General features: G+C 32.0%; 16 protein-coding genes. 4 read left to right on the forward strand and 12 right to left on the reverse strand.

Translation table 11 applies throughout. The annotated features are described in order from the left end of the window. Window positions 1–262: 262 nt before the first annotated feature. The 3 genes from B3792_RS08865 to B3792_RS08875 form a co-directional block, all read right to left on the reverse strand. The gene (locus tag B3792_RS08865) at window positions 263–1,672 is read right to left on the reverse strand and encodes an amino acid permease (RefSeq protein ID WP_291064835.1); all 1,410 of its coding nucleotides are present in this window, start codon (window positions 1,670–1,672) and stop codon (window positions 263–265) included. Between the two features lie 301 nt (window positions 1,673–1,973). Continuing rightward, on the reverse strand, window positions 1,974–3,176 hold the full coding sequence (gene fabV, locus B3792_RS08870; protein ID WP_291069396.1) for an enoyl-ACP reductase FabV: 1,203 nt from the start codon (window positions 3,174–3,176) through the stop codon (window positions 1,974–1,976). Between the two features lie 744 nt (window positions 3,177–3,920). Beyond that, on the reverse strand, window positions 3,921–4,232 hold the full coding sequence (locus B3792_RS08875; RefSeq protein ID WP_038333915.1) for a DUF3817 domain-containing protein: 312 nt from the start codon (window positions 4,230–4,232) through the stop codon (window positions 3,921–3,923). Between the two features lie 165 nt (window positions 4,233–4,397). On the opposite strand from B3792_RS08875, the gene B3792_RS08880 reads away from it, so the two are divergent. After that, a complete protein-coding gene (locus B3792_RS08880) occupies window positions 4,398–5,516 on the forward strand; it encodes a calcium:proton antiporter (RefSeq protein WP_291069398.1) in 1,119 nt (372 codons plus the stop codon). A gap of 56 nt (window positions 5,517–5,572) precedes the next feature. Here B3792_RS08880 and B3792_RS08885 read toward each other — a convergent pair whose 3' ends face one another. The 4 genes from B3792_RS08885 to truA form a co-directional block, all read right to left on the reverse strand. Further along, complete coding sequence (locus B3792_RS08885) at window positions 5,573–6,523, reverse strand: LysR substrate-binding domain-containing protein (protein WP_291069400.1); 951 nt, start codon at window positions 6,521–6,523, stop codon at window positions 5,573–5,575. A gap of 135 nt (window positions 6,524–6,658) precedes the next feature. Continuing rightward, window positions 6,659–7,075 carry a hypothetical protein gene (locus B3792_RS08890; RefSeq protein WP_280062513.1) on the reverse strand — a complete coding sequence of 139 codons (417 nt, stop codon included), beginning with the start codon at window positions 7,073–7,075 and terminating at the stop codon, window positions 6,659–6,661. A gap of 77 nt (window positions 7,076–7,152) precedes the next feature. After that, window positions 7,153–8,913, reverse strand: a complete 1,761-nt coding sequence (locus B3792_RS08895; protein WP_286479684.1) for an ABC transporter ATP-binding protein — start codon at window positions 8,911–8,913, stop codon at window positions 7,153–7,155. Continuing rightward, window positions 8,900–9,655, reverse strand: a complete 756-nt coding sequence (truA, locus tag B3792_RS08900; RefSeq protein WP_180906018.1) for a tRNA pseudouridine(38-40) synthase TruA — start codon at window positions 9,653–9,655, stop codon at window positions 8,900–8,902. Before truA ends, B3792_RS08895 begins: the two co-directional genes overlap by 14 nt. A 34-nt stretch (window positions 9,656–9,689) precedes the next feature. Between truA and B3792_RS08905 the strand changes: the two genes are divergently transcribed. Then, window positions 9,690–10,181 (forward strand): metallophosphoesterase family protein, encoded by a 492-nt coding sequence (locus tag B3792_RS08905; RefSeq protein WP_180906017.1) that lies wholly within the window; start codon window positions 9,690–9,692, stop codon window positions 10,179–10,181. Between the two features lie 44 nt (window positions 10,182–10,225). On the opposite strand, the gene B3792_RS08910 is transcribed toward B3792_RS08905, so the two are convergent. Continuing rightward, a complete protein-coding gene (locus B3792_RS08910) occupies window positions 10,226–11,260 on the reverse strand; it encodes an alpha/beta hydrolase (protein ID WP_180906016.1) in 1,035 nt (344 codons plus the stop codon). A 90-nt stretch (window positions 11,261–11,350) separates the two neighbouring features. On the opposite strand from B3792_RS08910, the gene B3792_RS08915 reads away from it, so the two are divergent. Next, window positions 11,351–11,695 (forward strand): DUF2071 domain-containing protein, encoded by a 345-nt coding sequence (locus tag B3792_RS08915; protein WP_291069404.1) that lies wholly within the window; start codon window positions 11,351–11,353, stop codon window positions 11,693–11,695. 55 nt (window positions 11,696–11,750) lie between these two features. On the opposite strand, the gene B3792_RS08920 is transcribed toward B3792_RS08915, so the two are convergent. After that, on the reverse strand, window positions 11,751–12,230 hold the full coding sequence (locus B3792_RS08920; protein ID WP_219034554.1) for a GNAT family N-acetyltransferase: 480 nt from the start codon (window positions 12,228–12,230) through the stop codon (window positions 11,751–11,753). A gap of 161 nt (window positions 12,231–12,391) precedes the next feature. On the opposite strand from B3792_RS08920, the gene B3792_RS08925 reads away from it, so the two are divergent. Further along, a complete protein-coding gene (locus B3792_RS08925) occupies window positions 12,392–13,045 on the forward strand; it encodes a CDGSH iron-sulfur domain-containing protein (protein ID WP_219034555.1) in 654 nt (217 codons plus the stop codon). 184 nt (window positions 13,046–13,229) lie between these two features. Here the strand turns inward: B3792_RS08925 and mnmA are convergent, their stop codons facing one another. The 3 genes from mnmA to B3792_RS08940 form a co-directional block, all read right to left on the reverse strand. Continuing rightward, on the reverse strand, window positions 13,230–14,423 hold the full coding sequence (mnmA, locus tag B3792_RS08930; RefSeq protein ID WP_219034556.1) for a tRNA 2-thiouridine(34) synthase MnmA: 1,194 nt from the start codon (window positions 14,421–14,423) through the stop codon (window positions 13,230–13,232). Window positions 14,424–14,487: 64 nt separating this feature from the next. After that, window positions 14,488–15,804 carry a Na+/H+ antiporter NhaC family protein gene (locus B3792_RS08935; RefSeq protein WP_219034557.1) on the reverse strand — a complete coding sequence of 439 codons (1,317 nt, stop codon included), beginning with the start codon at window positions 15,802–15,804 and terminating at the stop codon, window positions 14,488–14,490. Window positions 15,805–15,969: 165 nt separating this feature from the next. Then, window positions 15,970–16,836, reverse strand: a complete 867-nt coding sequence (locus tag B3792_RS08940) for a cupin-like domain-containing protein (RefSeq protein ID WP_125350158.1) — start codon at window positions 16,834–16,836, stop codon at window positions 15,970–15,972. Window positions 16,837–16,888 lie beyond the last annotated feature (52 nt).

Raw genomic sequence — 16,888 nt, forward strand, 5'->3', positions numbered from 1 at the left:
AACAAGGGGAAGATTACAGTAGCTCTGTTGAACGGCGCGATCTTTAAACTCTTTACTATAAAATTTTTTCTTCATTTTTCTAAGTTAATTTTTACAGCTTAATCCATAATTCTTATGTCCAAATAAAGGTAGCAAGATCAACCTGTCAGCCCACGAAAAGCTTAAACATTGTTCAAACTTTTTTTTAGGTTTCTTATCACCACAAAAAATCCTTCATCTAAAAGACAAAGGATTTCTAAAAAAAACTCAAAATGATAATTTTCTAACCATCAACCTTACTATGTTGTTTTCCGTAGAAAAAGTAAATACAAATTCCGATCACTAACCAAATTAAAAGTCGCCACCAACTTTCCATCGTTAATGATGTCATTAAATAAACACATACAATAATTCCTAAAATTGGAACTAGAGGAACCAATGGAACTTTAAACTTACGCTCAGCATTTGGCATTTTTTTGCGCATTACAATTATTCCAATAAACACCAATGTAAAAGCGAATAAAGTTCCGATACTTACCATATGCCCTAAATCTTTGATTGGAACAAAACCTGCAAAAATGCTTACAAATACCAAAAAGAATAAATTAGTTTTCCAAGGCGTGCGAAATTTTTTGTGAACATCTGAAAAGAAAGAAGGTAACAATCCGTCATTACTCATGCTATAAAACACACGACTTTGTCCTAATAACATCACTAATATAACCGACGTATAGCCTGCAATAATTGCCAAAATCAACACACTTTGTAAAAATGTATAACCTGTTACCGCAAAAGCTGTCGCTGCTGGAGAAGCATCTCCCTTAAAGATTTCGTATGGTACCAAACCTGTCATTACCCATGAAAATAACACATACAATATGGTACAAATAACCAATGACCCCAAGATTCCTATTGGCATTCCTTTTTGTGGATTCTTAGCTTCTTGTGCTGCAGTAGAAACCGCATCAAAACCAACAAAAGCAAAGAAAACGACTGCTGCTCCTGCTGCAATCCCTGGCATTCCTCCAAATTGAGTTCCTGGAATATTTTTAGGAATAAATGGTATATGATTTTCAGGATTAATATGACTCCATCCTAAAACAATAAAAACAATTACAACTGTAACTTTTAAAATAACAAGAATATTATTGATAATAGCAGACTCTTTCGTCCCTCTAATAAGTACTAAAGACAATAAACACACAATAAATATTGCTGGTAAATTAACCATTCCTCCATCGGCTGGAGCATGCAATAATTCTTGAGGTAAATGAATATTAATTCCTTGTAAAAATTTATCGACGTATGCCGACCAACTCACACTTACGGTTGCCGCTGCCAAAGCATATTCTAACACCAAATCCCAACCAATAATCCAAGCTATAAACTCACCCATTGTTGCATAAGAATACGTGTAAGCGCTTCCTGCAACAGGAATCATCGAAGCAAATTCGGCATAACAAAGACCTGCAAACGCACAACCAACCGCGGCTAAAACAAACGATAAAGTAACTGCTGGACCAGCATGATCTGCCGCTGCTATTCCTGTTAAACTAAATAATCCGGCACCGATGATAGCGCCAATACCCAAAGCAACTAAAGCTCCCGAAGATAAAGATCTTTTTAAACCACCTTCTGTTTCTTGCGAATCTTCTATTAACTTCGCTAATGGTTTAATTTTCCAAATTGACATAAAAATACATGTGTTAAAACTTAATGAAATGTAAAGTGTTTCGGATATATTTTAAGATTCGAAAAATAAATTTCATATTTTTTGGATATATCTCTAAAAGAAAACTTAAAATTTAAGAATAATATAATTAGAAATTAATATTAAAACGCAACTTTAAATTATTCATAAAAATTAAATCATATTTTTAATAAAACTAAATCAAACAAATACGAATAAAATTATTTTTGACTTATTTTATTGAGACAAAAAAAACCTCGAAAATAATTTTCGAGGTTTTGTATTTATTATTGAAATGATCTTCTTATTCTGCAATACTTGGAACTGAAATCAATTCGTTTGTATCAGCATCATAATCGATTTCATCAAAACTAAATCCAAACAATTGTAAGAACTCATCATGATAACCTTTGATATCAGAAATTTCTTTGATGTTCTCAGAAGTTACAATTTTCCATAAATCATCTACTTCTTTTTGTACATCTTCGCGCATTTCTAAATCATCGATACGAATACGTCCATTTTCATCCAAAGGAACTTCTCCATTTACAGTATACAAGCGCTCTGCAAACAAACGTTGCATTTGCTCTATTGTTCCTTCGTGAATTCCTTTTGCTTTCATTACTTTGTACAATAACGAAATATATAATGGCACAACTGGAATCGCAGAACTAGACTGTGTTACCAAAGCTTTGTTTACAGAAACGTAAGAAACACCATTCAAATCAGCTAATAATTCGTTGATAACAGGAACCGTTTTTTCTAAATCGTTTTTAGCCATACCAATCGATCCATCTTTGTAGATTCTATGCGTCAATTCTGGCCCTATGTATGAATAAGCAACAGTTTTTACGCCTTCAGCTAAAACACCAGCAGCTTTCAAATCTTCCATCCAAAATTTCCAATCCTCACCTCCCATTACAGCAATTGTATTATCAATTTCTTCTTGAGATTCAATCGGATCAATTGTAATATCTGTAACTTCTGCTGTATGAAAATCTACTGTTTTATTTGTAAATGGTTCACCAATTGGTTTAAGAACTGATGAATACGCAACACCTGTTTTTGGGTGTGTACGACGAGGCGAAGCTAAACTGTAAACTACTAAATCTACTTGACCTAAATCTTGTTTGATTAAATCAATCGTTTGTTGTTTAATCTCATCAGAAAAAGCATCTCCATTAATACTTTTTGCATACAAACCAGCTTCGTGTGCTTCTTTTTCAAAAGCAGCTGTGTTGTACCAACCCGCAGTCCCCGGTTTTCTTGGCGCAGCAGGTTTTTCAAAGAAAACACCTATTGTTGCAGCATTATATCCAAAAGCAGCTGTAATACGAGATGACAGACCAAAACCTGTCGAAGCTCCAATTACCAATACTTTTTTTGGTCCTTCGGCTGAAATATTTTTTGATTTTACGTACTCAATTTGATTGTGAACATTTTTTGCAGTTCCCTCAGGATGAGTCGTAATGCAAATAAAACCTCTTGTTCTTGGTTGAATAATCATTATACTTAATTTAGTCGCATAAATTTATAAAATAAATTCTATATAACGAAACGATCTTTTTGTACATAAAATCATTCTATTTTTGAGATAATTAATAGGAAAACTGATTTCAATTTCCTATATTTACGATTACTCAAAACCTACTAACCTATGAAAGATATTCAGATAGGCTCTTTAATCAAAAAAGTCGACGAACTTGTAATTGATATATCCCGTATCAAAGGTTTCTTTAAAACTTATTCTGAAAAAGAAATTAATGCTCAATATTTAAGTAAAAGTATACAAACAGACGATTTATTAAATGGTCGAAGTTGTTGAAATATGATTTTTTTTAGAATTTATACGCAGCAAATTATTTTAGTTGCTCCTGTTGGAAAAAACGCCACAACTTCAACATCCTCTAAAAGCTATGTTTTAACAAATTATCGCAAAAGTGTGTATACAAAAGAGATTATAGATTTTGTATTGAATTTATACACTGAAGAAAAAAAAGAAAATTTAAGAAATTTTGAATGAATACAATATCCCTAAAACACTATTCATAATTGAATAAAAAATACCTACCAAAAAATTAAATCTTATGATTTGAATTCTGTTTTAGAGATTTTAAAAATTCAGCAAAAAAATAATTACACCAATACTTTTACTGCTGATAAGTTTAAAATCAGTCGAAATACTGTAGCTAAATGGCGTAAAATATATGGGTATTAAAAAACGGTTTCAAAAAGAAACCGTTTTTTTTATTTATCTATTATTTTTATCCTCTTTTATTACTTTATGTACCGCTAAAGTTGCAAACGGAATAAATGCGTACATCACATAAATGATAAAGTCTTCGTCGTCCCATTTATATATTCTTCTGACTCTAAAAAGTAAAATCAAATAAGCTGTAAACCAAAAACCGTGAAAACAACCAGCAAATGGCATTGGCAGCACATAATCAAATTGATATTTTATTGGCATTGCGACCAAAAATAAGAGCGTACAACTTATCGTTTCCCACACACATGATGTGCTAAACCATTTTTTCAACTTTTCGTCAGATACGTTTAACATTTTGCAAATTTAATTTTTTATTGACAGTGAACTTATGACAACCATTAGCTAAATGTTTTATTTTAACATAAAAAACACCTTGATTATTAATAATTATGATAATTAAACATATTAATTATCAATAATACTTATTATTTTTGTACTTAATCTAAAACCATATATTGAATGCACGTAGACAATTTTATTTCAAAAAAATTCAATTTAGCATTACCATATTGGACAATTATTTGCCCAATTCTTGCCATAATTTCATTAGGACTTGCCGATAATTTTAAAGAACAAATATGGCTTTCAAGTGTTTTAGGAGCCATATTAATTTTTGCTGTATTAGCTGCTGTACATCACGCAGAAGTTGTTGCACACAAAGTTGGAGAGCCTTTTGGAACAATTATTTTAGCATTGGCCATTACAGTTATAGAAGTTTCACTTATTGTTTCGTTGATGATGTCCGAACCTACCGGCTTCCCTTCTGTTTTGGCAAGAGATACCGTTTTTGCTGCTGTAATGATTATTCTTACCGGAATTATCGGAATCTGTTTATTGGCTGGAGGAGTTCGTTATAGAGAACAGAACTTTATCAAACAAGGTGTTTCAACTGCTTTAATTACTTTAGTTGCAATATCTATATTGACCTTGGTTTTACCAAATTTTTTGACATCAGAAAAAGGAGGTGAATTCTCTTCTTCCCAGTTAATCTTTGTCGCAATTATTTCTCTTATTTTATATGGCGGATTTATTTCTGTCCAAACCATTCGTCATCGCGATTATTTCTTACCGCAAACTAGCAAAGATAATGTGACATCAGAATTACATGTCGAAAAACCAAATTTATTGACTACAATCTCGAGTTTAGTTTTATTATTAGTTGCTTTGTGTGCAGTTGTTTTATTATCAAAAAAATTATCGCCAACCATCGAAACAATTGTGATGGATTTAGGTGCTCCAAAATCATTGGTGGGAATTATAATTGCCGTAGTTATCTTATTACCAGAAGGTTTAGCCGCATATAAAGCCGCAAAACAAGACCGTTTACAAACAAGCCTTAACTTGGCTTTAGGCTCTGCTTTAGCATCAATTGGATTAACAATTCCTGCTGTAGCAATCGTATGTTATTTTACAGGACTAGAAGTAACATTAGGAATAGATGCAAAATCATCTATCTTATTAGTATTATCCTTATTCACTGTTTATTTATCATTAAATTCTGGTCGAACAAATATTCAGCAAGGAATTGTTTTATTAACACTTTTTGCTACGTATTTATTTACAACAATAGTTCCTTAAAGGAAATTTAAAGACATAAAAAAACGACTCAAAATTAAATTTTGAGTCGTTTTTTATTATTTTTTTGGTAAAGAAACCATATTCGAATCTAACTTTTGATCTTTTTCTAAGAATATTTTTCCTCTCAAAATACTTTGAATTGTATTGATTAATTCTTTCTCGAAAGAATCTCTTAATTGAGATTGATGAAAAATTAACGAAACTTCTCGTGTTGGAACTGGCGACTCAAAGTTTTTAACAAATTTCTTATACTCTTGTGGCAAATCATCTGCAACCAAAGCAGGCAACAAGGTCATTCCATATCCATCATTTGCTAATTTAACTAAGGCTTCAAAACTTCCTGAATCTAACTTAATCGGACGATTTTTCAGATTAGAAGTATCACATAAAGCCAACACATTATTTCTGAAACAATGTCCTTCTTGCAAGATTAATAAATCAGAAGTGTTTAGATCATCTTCATTGATTTTATCTTTGTCAGATAAGCGATGCCCGTTTGGTACATAAGCCACCAATGGTTCATAATAAAGAGGTTTTTCGATAATTTGATCTTCGAAAAGTGGCGAAACCACAATACCAAAATCCAACCAACCATCTTTTATTCCTTTTATAATTTTATCCGTTTGCAATTCTTTGATAATAAGATTCGATTTCGGATTATTTTTCTGAAATGTTTTATAAAATAATGGTACCAAAGAAGGTAAAACAGTAGGAATAACACCAATAATGAAATCACCTTCTAACAAACCTTTTTCTTCGTTTACCAAGTGTTTCATTCGGTTAGCTTCCATTAAAATTGTTTTTGCTTGCGCAACAATTTTCTCTCCAATTTGAGTGATTTTGATTGGATGCGATGTTCTATCGAAAATATCAATATTCAATTCTTTTTCCAATTTCTGAATCTGCATACTCAATGTTGGTTGAGTTACAAAGGATTTATCAGCAGCAATTGTAAAGTTCTTATGCTCAGCCACTGCCAGCACATATTGTAATTGTACTAATGTCATATATAAAAATTGATATCTATAAATTTTTGTGATAAAGATATACATTATTATATTATCAATCTATATCTTAAATCATAATTTAATCCATAAAAAAAGCCCGAATAAATTCGAGCTTATCATTAAATATAAATTTAATTATTTGTTTAATTGTTTCTGAATTTCAGCTGTCCAATCTTGTAATTTTTTAGCATCTTCTGGTTTCAAAGTTTGAGTAAAACCTTGTAATTCTTTTTGAAAATCTACTGATTGTTTTGTCAATTCAGCTAATTTATTTGCATCACCAGCAGTTGCAGCTAATTTCATGTCAGCAGCCCATTTGTTGTATTTTCCAACAAATTCAGTAATTTTTGGATCAGAGAAAGTTGGTAAATCTTTTGCTACATCAGCAACTTTATCCATTGTCTCTTTTCCAGCTTCTACTTGCTCTTCTACTGTATTTGCTACATTTTCTTGCGTATTTTCTACTTTTGCATCTACTTTTTCTTTTTCAGATTTACAAGAAGATAAAGAAACTACACCTAATACTGCAGCAGCTAAAAATAATTTTTTCATTTTTAATTAGAGTTTTAAAGTTAATATTATTGATTGTTCAAGTTAAACAAATCTAACGATTTATTTCTGTTAAATTTTTAATTTTCTTTCGAGAATTGGACTTCATATAAATTGGCATAATAACCTTTCTGAGCCAACAATTCGCTATGTGTACCTTGCTCAACAATCATTCCATTATCCATCACAATAATTTTATCTGCATTTTGAATCGTCGCCAAACGATGTGCAATAATGATAGAAGTTCTACCTTGTGTTAGCTTATCCGTTGCTTTTTGTATCAATTCTTCCGACTCTGTATCAATAGAAGAAGTAGCCTCGTCCAACACCAAAATCTCTGGATTATAAATATATGCTCTCAAAAATGAAATCAATTGACGTTGACCTACAGAAAGTGTCGAACCACGCTCGCTTACCTCACTGTAATAGCCTTTTGGTAATGACATGATAAAATTATCAATTCCAATAATTTTCGCAGCATTTTGTACTTCTTCCAACGAAATATCTTTATTACCTAAAACAATATTGTCATAAATCGTTGTATTAAACAAGAAAACATCCTGCAAAACAACTGCAACGTGTTGACGTAAATTCTTCAATTCCATATCATGAATATTTACATCATCTATTTTAATTGTTCCAGAATCTATGTCATAAAAACGACTCAATAAATTAATTATAGTAGATTTTCCTGCACCTGTGGCACCTACAATTGCAATTTTTTCACCTGGTTTTGTCGAAAAAGAAATTCCTTTCAAAACCAAATTATTCGGAACATAAGAAAACTTCACATTTTCAAAATCGATTTTACCTTTTACATGATCTAATTTTATTGTTCCATTATCTGGTAAAGTTTGATCATCATCAATAATTTTGAACACACGATCCGCTCCTACCAAACCACGCTGAATCGTATTGAAACGCTCTGCTATTGCACGCATTGGAGCAGTTAACAACGTAACATATTGTGTAAAAGCAATCAAATCTCCGACAGAAACATCTCCATAAACAGCAGTTCTAAGCCCTCCAAACCAAATCAAACTTCCCGTTGCTAAAGCCGAAATAATATCGACAACAGGAAACATTAATGAAAAATAGAAAACTGTTTTTAGATAGTTTTTCTTTAAATCATTATTAATCGAAACGAATTTGTCATATTCTGCTTGCTGACGATTAAAAACCTGAATAATATTCATTCCTGTTAATCGTTCTTGCACAAACGTATTTAATTTCGCCACAATTGTACGTTCTTCTTGGTATACATTTTTCAATGCTTTTTGGAATAATCGTGTAATAATCATCATCAACGGAAGAATCACAATCACAACCGTTGCCAAAACCCAGTTCATCCAATACATCACAAAAACGATGAAAACGATTTTCAATACATCGCCTAACATCACTAAAATTCCGTCGTTGAAAACCTCTGCAATCGTTTCAATATCAGAAACTGAACGCGTTACCAAAACTCCATTTGGCGTTTTATCGAAATAACCAAGTTTGAATTTGATTAAATGATTATACAAACGAACGCGCAACAAACGGATAACTCGCTGTGCAACAACATTCGCTAAGTAAACCATAAAAAAGGACAAAATTCCTTCGAAAACTAATACCAAAGATAGTTTCACGATTTGCATTTGAAGTCCTGGTAAATCTTTTGTCTGAATATAATCATCGATGATATTTCCCGTTAAATACGGACGATATACAGAAAAACACGCACTAAAAACTGCTACAAAAACCACCGACCAAAACATCACTTTGCTTTGCGCCCCGATTTGTAAAACACGTTTTAATCCATTAAAATCAAACGATGTATTTTCGTTATTTGAACTCATTTTTAAATAATTCTTTTGGATATTGAACATCTACCAAATATAATCCTTGCGCTGGAGCCGAAGCTCCTGCCGATGAACGTTGTTTTTGTTCAATAATTTCTTCAAAATCGTGGATAGAAATTCTTCCTAATCCAACCTCAACCAATGTTCCAACAATTGCGCGCACCATATTTCGCAAAAAACGATCGGCAGTGATTTGAAAAATCAATTGTCCGTTTTCATTTTTGCGCCAAAACGCCTCTCTTACATCGCAAATATTTGTTTTCACATCGGTATGTAATTTAGCAAAACTTCCGAAATCTCCTTGCTTAATTAACAATTTTGCTGCTTCATTCATTTTTTCAATATTCAATTCTCTATTAAAAATCCAAGCGCTATCAAACGCAAAAGGATCTTTGAAAGGTGAAATAAAATAATTGTACGAACGCGAAGTCGCATCAAAACGCGCATGCGCTTCATCATCCATCAAAAATAAACGATAAGCAGCGATGTCTTTTGGTAAAAAAGAATTTAATTTTTTGATTAAATCAATCGATAATTCATCTTCATAATCAAAATGAATAAACATCTTTTTCGCATGAACACCAGAATCTGTGCGCCCTGCACCGACAATCGAAATTTCTTTTCTTAAGATTTTAGACAATCTATCTTCAATAACTTCTTGAACCGAAATTTGATTGGGTTGAATTTGATAACCAAAATAATTTTTCCCGTTGTATGCTAATTCTAAAAAATATCGCAATTGTTGTAAATTTGAGCAACAAAAATACAACCTTTTGAAGAAAATTCTTTTACTTTCGGACACGCATTCTTATATCGACGATAGAATTTTGGAATATGCACAACAAGCAGACGAAATTTGGCATGCTGGAGATATTGGCGATATTTCTGTAACCGATAAATTGGCTGAAATAAAACCTTTGCGTGCTGTTTATGGAAATATTGATGATAATAAAGCGCGCGCAGAATTCCCGCTCAACAACAGATTTTCGTTGGAAGATGTTGATGTTTGGATTACGCATATTGGTGGTTATCCAGGAAAATATAATCCTGCAATTCGAAAAGAAATCACAGAAAATCCTCCGAAATTATTTATTTGTGGACATTCACACATTCTAAAAGTGATGCCTGATAAACAATTGGGTTTAATTCATATGAATCCAGGCGCTGTTGGTAAACACGGTTTTCAGAAAGTTCGTACGATGTTACGTTTTGAATTAAATAAAGGAAGAATCGAGAATTTAGAAGTAATTGAATTTAAGAAATGATTTTGCGAATCTCGAAGTGCGAGATTCGAAGTTCGTATTTCGTTTTATTTCGCTAACTTGAATTCTTTCAGAATAGTAATAAACTTCGGATTAGTAATATATTCTCTAAATTCGTGTGAATTTTGTCCTGAAAAATCAGTTTCTTCTAAAAACGTATAATTTTTAGAAAGTTCATCAAACAAATCTTTTTTGTAACCAAAATCTGTCGCAATCAAACTTCGTGATAAAAACCCGATCTTCCCTTTTCCTAACACATAATCCGTGTCATTTATCGTGATATGCATGCGTTTTAACTGAGGTGTAAAGGTTTTTAATTGATTATTATCCAACGTAAAATCAACTTTTCCAATTGCAGGCGCCAACATAATACTGTAAATTTTATTATTATTTTCTAACAACGTTTCTGCATTCGTAAAATCGACATGATGCGCATTTTCAGCACGTTTTATCTCACTTTCACGCAACGAAGGATTCACAAGTGAACTCAAAACAACCGATGCACCACGACTATGCGAAATCAAATAAACATCTTTGTTATGAATGACATTCAAAATTCTACGAAGTCCAAAAACGCCCGCCATTTGGCTATTTGTCGTTGCACTTACCCAAACTTTTGCTGCTCCAAAAAGACTTTCGTTTACCAATCCATCCCAATAAAAATTAATTACCTCATCATTCGAAGAATTAATATTCATATAAGTTTTGGCTTTATTGTAATTTTTTAGGCTAAACAAATAATCATTGTCAATTCCATGCACAAAAATGATGACACGTTTCTTATTTTTAACTCTTTTTTCGATATTTTTCAAACGCAAACTTTCATAAGAAGTTAATTGATTTTGGAAGTTACTTTCAGTCGCAATTTTCATCAACGAATAATCTCTACGACTTGCATTTTTAGGAGGTTTACCATATGATTTCAACCAATTATCTGGATAAAAATTTCCGTTTTGATCCACAAAAGAACTTGTTGTATTCGGTTGAATAAAATTATTTGGATTCTGAGAAGTTGGCACATTATGTATTGCTGCACATGACGTTAAAAAACTAATCACGAAGACATAAAACAAGTTTTTCATATGATAAAAATTGGTATGCGAAGTAACTACAATTTTCTTTATTTCGCAATAGATTTTGTACCTTCAACCATAAGTTTAACAAGGTTTTAAGTGAAATATACAATCAAACAAATTTTAGCCGAAACAAATCATCGTGCTTGGCAATATCCTTCAAAATCGTGGAAATATTATCAAGAATGGAACAAAGCTTTATTTTTTCATTACAAAATTGACAAAAAAATTTTGAGAGAATTAGTTCCAAAAAATCTAGAAATTGATGAAATAAATGATTCTGCTTGGGTTTCGCTTGTCGCTTTTACGATGGAAAAAATTAGACCTCGCTTTTTTCCTGCATTCTCTCCTACTTCTGATTTTGACGAAATTAATTTGAGAACATATCTCACAAAAAATGGAAAATCTGGTATTTATTTTTCATCGATTCGAGACCAGATTTAATGCATTATTCAGAAGGTGTGCAAGTTGTCGCTTGGAAAAGGATAAAGTTTAACAATTAAATTTTCTTTCTCAATAAATGTTGCATTCCATTGAACCATTCTCGTTGAGAACCATCATCTATATAACCAACTTTTAGATACAAATCATATGCTGATTTATTTTTGAAATTAACCGCTAAAACCAATTCATCAATTGTTGGAAAATTATCTTTTACAAAATCATCCATCAAACTCATCGAAATTTTTCCGTAACCTTTTCCTTGAAACTCAGGGTTTATTGATAAAGAACGCAACAACAACGAATTCGTATTATTCGTCATCTCCAATTTATCGTCACCATAGTCTAACACAAAAAAACCAATTGGTTCATCATCTAACAAAATTGTAATTGGTTTTGCATGTCCATCTGTGCGTAATTTCAAACGCTCAAAAGTCTCGCTAGGTAAGGCTGTAAAAGAAATTTGATCTTCTGGTAAATGATATAACAAAGCATTGTGATGTTTAATTTCTGTATGTTTGAGTTGAATTGTTGGCATAATCATTATTTTCAAATAAAAGTAATCAAAACATTCTAAATCCTATGTAAAAACAACAACCTTTATCTATTAAATTATAGTCAATTACTGCACAAAATTTAAACTCATTCTAACCAAAATAGTTTTTAAATTGTAGTAAATATCAGTCTAAATCTACAATTATGGATGATCAAAACAAGTTAAATATTCAAATAGGAACAAGTCAAAATACAGATGGTATCTATATAGAAATCACAGAAAATGGATCTTATATCTTGCACGGAAAACCTAAAATTGTTCAGCAGTTTATCATTCCAAATCAGCAAGGAATTTCTGTCAATTACCAAGAAGGAGAAAAATTTGAAGCAAAAGATACAACTTATCTTTGCCGTTGTGGATTATCTCAACACAAACCTTATTGTGATGGTTCGCATAAAAAAGCAGCAGAAAATAATGTTGATTTAACTGAAAGAGCAACTTTTAATCCCGAATTATTAACTGCAGAAGTTATAGAAGAACCTGTTATTTCACTTACTGATGACGAGAAATTATGTGCTTTTGCTCGATTTTGTGATAATGGAAAACGTATTTGGAATCAAGTCCAAGATTCCACACACAACTCTGTTAATTTGAGTATTGAAATGGCGCATCATTGTCCTTCTGGACGATTGATTGTTTGGGATGAAAATAATCAACCAATTGAAAACGATAACACCTCAGCTTCTATTGGAATTATTGAAGATGTTGCGAATGATTTGAGCGGTCCTTATGCGTTATGGGGAGGAATTCCGCTAAAAAGTGCGAATGGCGAATATTACGAAGTGGGAAATCGATAAACAATTTGCCGTTGTGGACAATCTTTTAATTAGTCTTTTTGTGATGGAACACATGCTTAGATGAGATTTCAAGATGGTTTACCAAAGCAACAAAAAGTAAAAGGATTTTTTTTTATAAATGATATTAACATAAAACGCTCAAGAAAATCTTGAGCGTTCAATATAATAATGATGTTTATATTTTTTAATTATTAATTACACCAGAGCCTAAAAGTTCGTCTTCAACATACCAAGCACAGAATTGACCTTCTGTGATTGCAGATTGAGGGTTTTCAAATTCAACATACATTCCGTTTTCAGCTTTGTGTAAAATTGCTCTTTGCAAAGGTTGGCGGTAACGAATACGCGCCATCACTTCCATTGTTTCGTCGGTTTTCAAAGTTAAATCTTCGCGAACCCAATGTACTTCCTCTTCTTTTATAAACAATGCTTTCTTCAATAAACCTGAATGATCAGCGCCTTGACCTGTGTAAATAACATTAGTCTCTACATCTGTATCAATAATAAACAAAGGTTCTACTTTTCCTCCAACTCCCAATCCTTTTCGTTGACCGCGAGTGAAATAATGTGCGCCTTGATGTTTACCTACAATATCTCCGTCTTCTTGTTTGTATGAGAAACCTTTTGCTTCGAAATCTAATGCTTCATATTTATTTTCAAAAGTTGGAATTTCTCTTTTATATCCGTTCCAATCTTTGGCTATTTCTACAATTACACCTTCTTTTGGTTTTAATTGTTGTTGCAAAAATTCAGGTAAACTAACTTTTCCAATAAAACATAAACCTTGCGAATCTTTCTTATTCGCTGTAACCAAGCCTTGCTCTTGCGCAATTCTTCTTACTTCTGGTTTTTCTATATCTCCAATTGGGAATAATGCTTTGCTTAATTGATCTTGCGACAATTGACACAAGAAATACGATTGATCTTTATTGTTATCGTTACCTTTTAACAATTGAAAAATCTCTTTTCCATTTTCATCAATTGTAGAAGTTTTTCGTGCATAATGCCCTGTTGCTACATAATCTGCACCAAGTTCTAAAGCTGTTTTCAAAAACAAATCGAACTTAATTTCTCGGTTACACAACACATCAGGATTTGGTGTTCTTCCTTGCTCGTATTCATTGAACATATAATCTACAATACGTTCTTTGTACGAATCAGACATATCAATTACCTGAAAAGGAATATCTAATTTTTTAGCTACCAACAAAGCGTCTGCACTATCTTCTATCCATGGGCATTCATCTTCCAACGTTACCGATGCATCGTTCCAATTACGCATAAATAATCCGATCACATCATAGCCTTGCTCTTTTAGCAAATAGGCTGTAACACTTGAATCTACTCCTCCAGAAAGTCCTACGACAACTCTTTTCATCTTAAAAAATTTCAGTCTACAAAGTTATAAAATAATATTCGACGAATGAATATCATACATCAATCTATTTTTTGAATGATTTTGGCTGAAAAAATAAGATAAAAATAAGCGTACAAATTCCAGTTAAAAATGGATAATATAAGTTAGATAACACATCAACCGAAGAAACCTTTGTTGCACTTGAAATTGTATTTGCAGCTGCAACCGCTGCCAAAACTTGCGCACCATAAGGTAAGATTCCTTGTACAAAACACGAAACCGTATCCAAAATACTTGCCACACGTTTTCCCTCTAAATCATGATGATCAGAAATATCTTTTGCAATTTTACCACAAATCAAAATTGTAATCGTGTTATTTGCCAAACAAGCATTCGCCAAAGCTGTAAGCGACGCAATACTCATCTCAGCCTGACGTTTTGTTTTAATATTTTTGGTTAGATGATAAATGATAAAATCTAATCCACCATTCAAACGAATAATTCCAACAATTCCACCAATAATTAAACAAATAATACTCAACTCAAACATTCCTTTAAAACCTTCATTAATAGAAGAAACTAAGTCTAGTAAAGGAACACCAGAATAGAACAAACCAATTCCAAGAAACGAAAGAATTCCTACAATTAAAGCCCAAATCACATTAATTCCAGACATTGCTAGTCCAAAAACTAATAGATAAGGTAAGATTAAAATCAAGTCAAAATCTAACTGTTTTCCTTGAAAATTGGTTGTGTCAAAATGTTGAGAAAGTGAAAAATATATAATCGTCGAAACAATAGCTGCTGGAACTACTATTCGAAAATTAGTTTTAAATTTAGATTTCATGCTCACTTCTTGCGTACGTGTTGCAGCAATTGTTGTATCAGAAATAAATGATAAATTATCGCCAAACATCGCTCCACCAACTACTGCTCCTAACAAAATTGGCATAGAACCTGGAATCATTTTATCCATTTGCACTGCAATCGGCGCAACAGTTACAATTGTTCCAACCGATGTTCCCAAAGCCGTCGCAATAAAACAAGATAACAAAAAGAAACCTGCTACAATAAAGGAAGAAGGAAGATAATTCAAAAATAAATTCACTGTTGATTCTACAGCACCAATTGTAGATCCTAAACTTCCAAACGCTCCAGCGAGAAGAAAAATTAAAATCATCAACATAATGGTTTCTTCACCCGCATTCTTACAAAAAGCCTCGGCTTTCGTATGAAATGAAACCTTAGGGAATTGAACAAATGCAATTACTAATGCTAACATGAAAACAACCAATGCTGGAACAGAATAAAAATCGTTCAGATAAATAGATGCCGAAAAATAGACAAGTATGAAAATGATTAAAGGCAATAAAGCCCAAAAATTTCCTTTTTTTATGATCATATTACTAAAAATTCAGAAAAATATTCTGCAAATATCTATCGAAATTTTAAAACATGAAAATCAAATATTTATTGATTTATAAGTTTTTAGGACAGTAGAATAAAAAAAGGAACATCTTTCGAAAGATATTCCTTCATTTAGAAAAATTTTCTAAAAACTGTATTTTTATTTCGCAATTAATTTATTTGTTTGTGTAATTGCGCGCTCATTTTTTTCTTCAATCCAAGTTTTACCTTTTATTTTTCGCATCACATTATCGTATGTACGCATCAAAAATATGTTATAAATCGCTTCGGACAAATTTTTTGGTTTATGTGCCAACGAACGCAAACTCATCGAAAAACCTGGCGTCAAATATTTCATATAATGCCACCAACCTTCTGGCATATAAAGCATTTCTCCGTGTTTTAGGTCTGCAACCATCGGATTTATATTTTTCAGCGCTGGCCATTTATCAAAATCAGGATTATCAAAATCAATATCTTCTCTACAAATTACCGAATGCGGAATTTTGTACATGTATTTCGAATCCTTTGGCGGAACAATAATACAACGTTTTTTTCCTGCAAAATGGAAATGCAAAATATTCGCTAAATCGATATCATAATGCATAAAAACATTCGATCCTTCACCTCCAAAAAATAACATTGGCATCGATTTGAAAAGATTCAAACCCAAATCTGGCATTTTATAATCTTGTTGCAATTGCGGAACTTGACTCATCAAATTGTACAAAAATATACGCAAATCTGTCGGCTCACTTTGCAACAAATCTACATATTCAGACATTTTCATCTTTGCTACTGGTTCATTTACTTTCTTCGTATAATCAACCGGATCATTATTGTATAAAGGGACAACCTTGTTGCCTGCAACTTGTTTTATATACTCAAAATTCCACTTTTCGTACGCAGGCCAATCCTCTGTAATTCGCTCTACTACAACTGGTTTTTGAGGTTTAACGTAATATTTCTGAAAATCTTTTGCAGAAATACTTTCTACTCTTTCAACTTCTGTGAAATTAAAATTCATCTTTTATGTAAAATAAAGTGCAAATTTACTTAACTTTTTTGTTAAATCTGAA

The sequence above is a fragment of the Empedobacter sp. UBA5924 genome, assembly GCF_002431085.1.
In the GTDB taxonomy this organism is placed as follows: domain Bacteria; phylum Bacteroidota; class Bacteroidia; order Flavobacteriales; family Weeksellaceae; genus Empedobacter; species Empedobacter falsenii_B.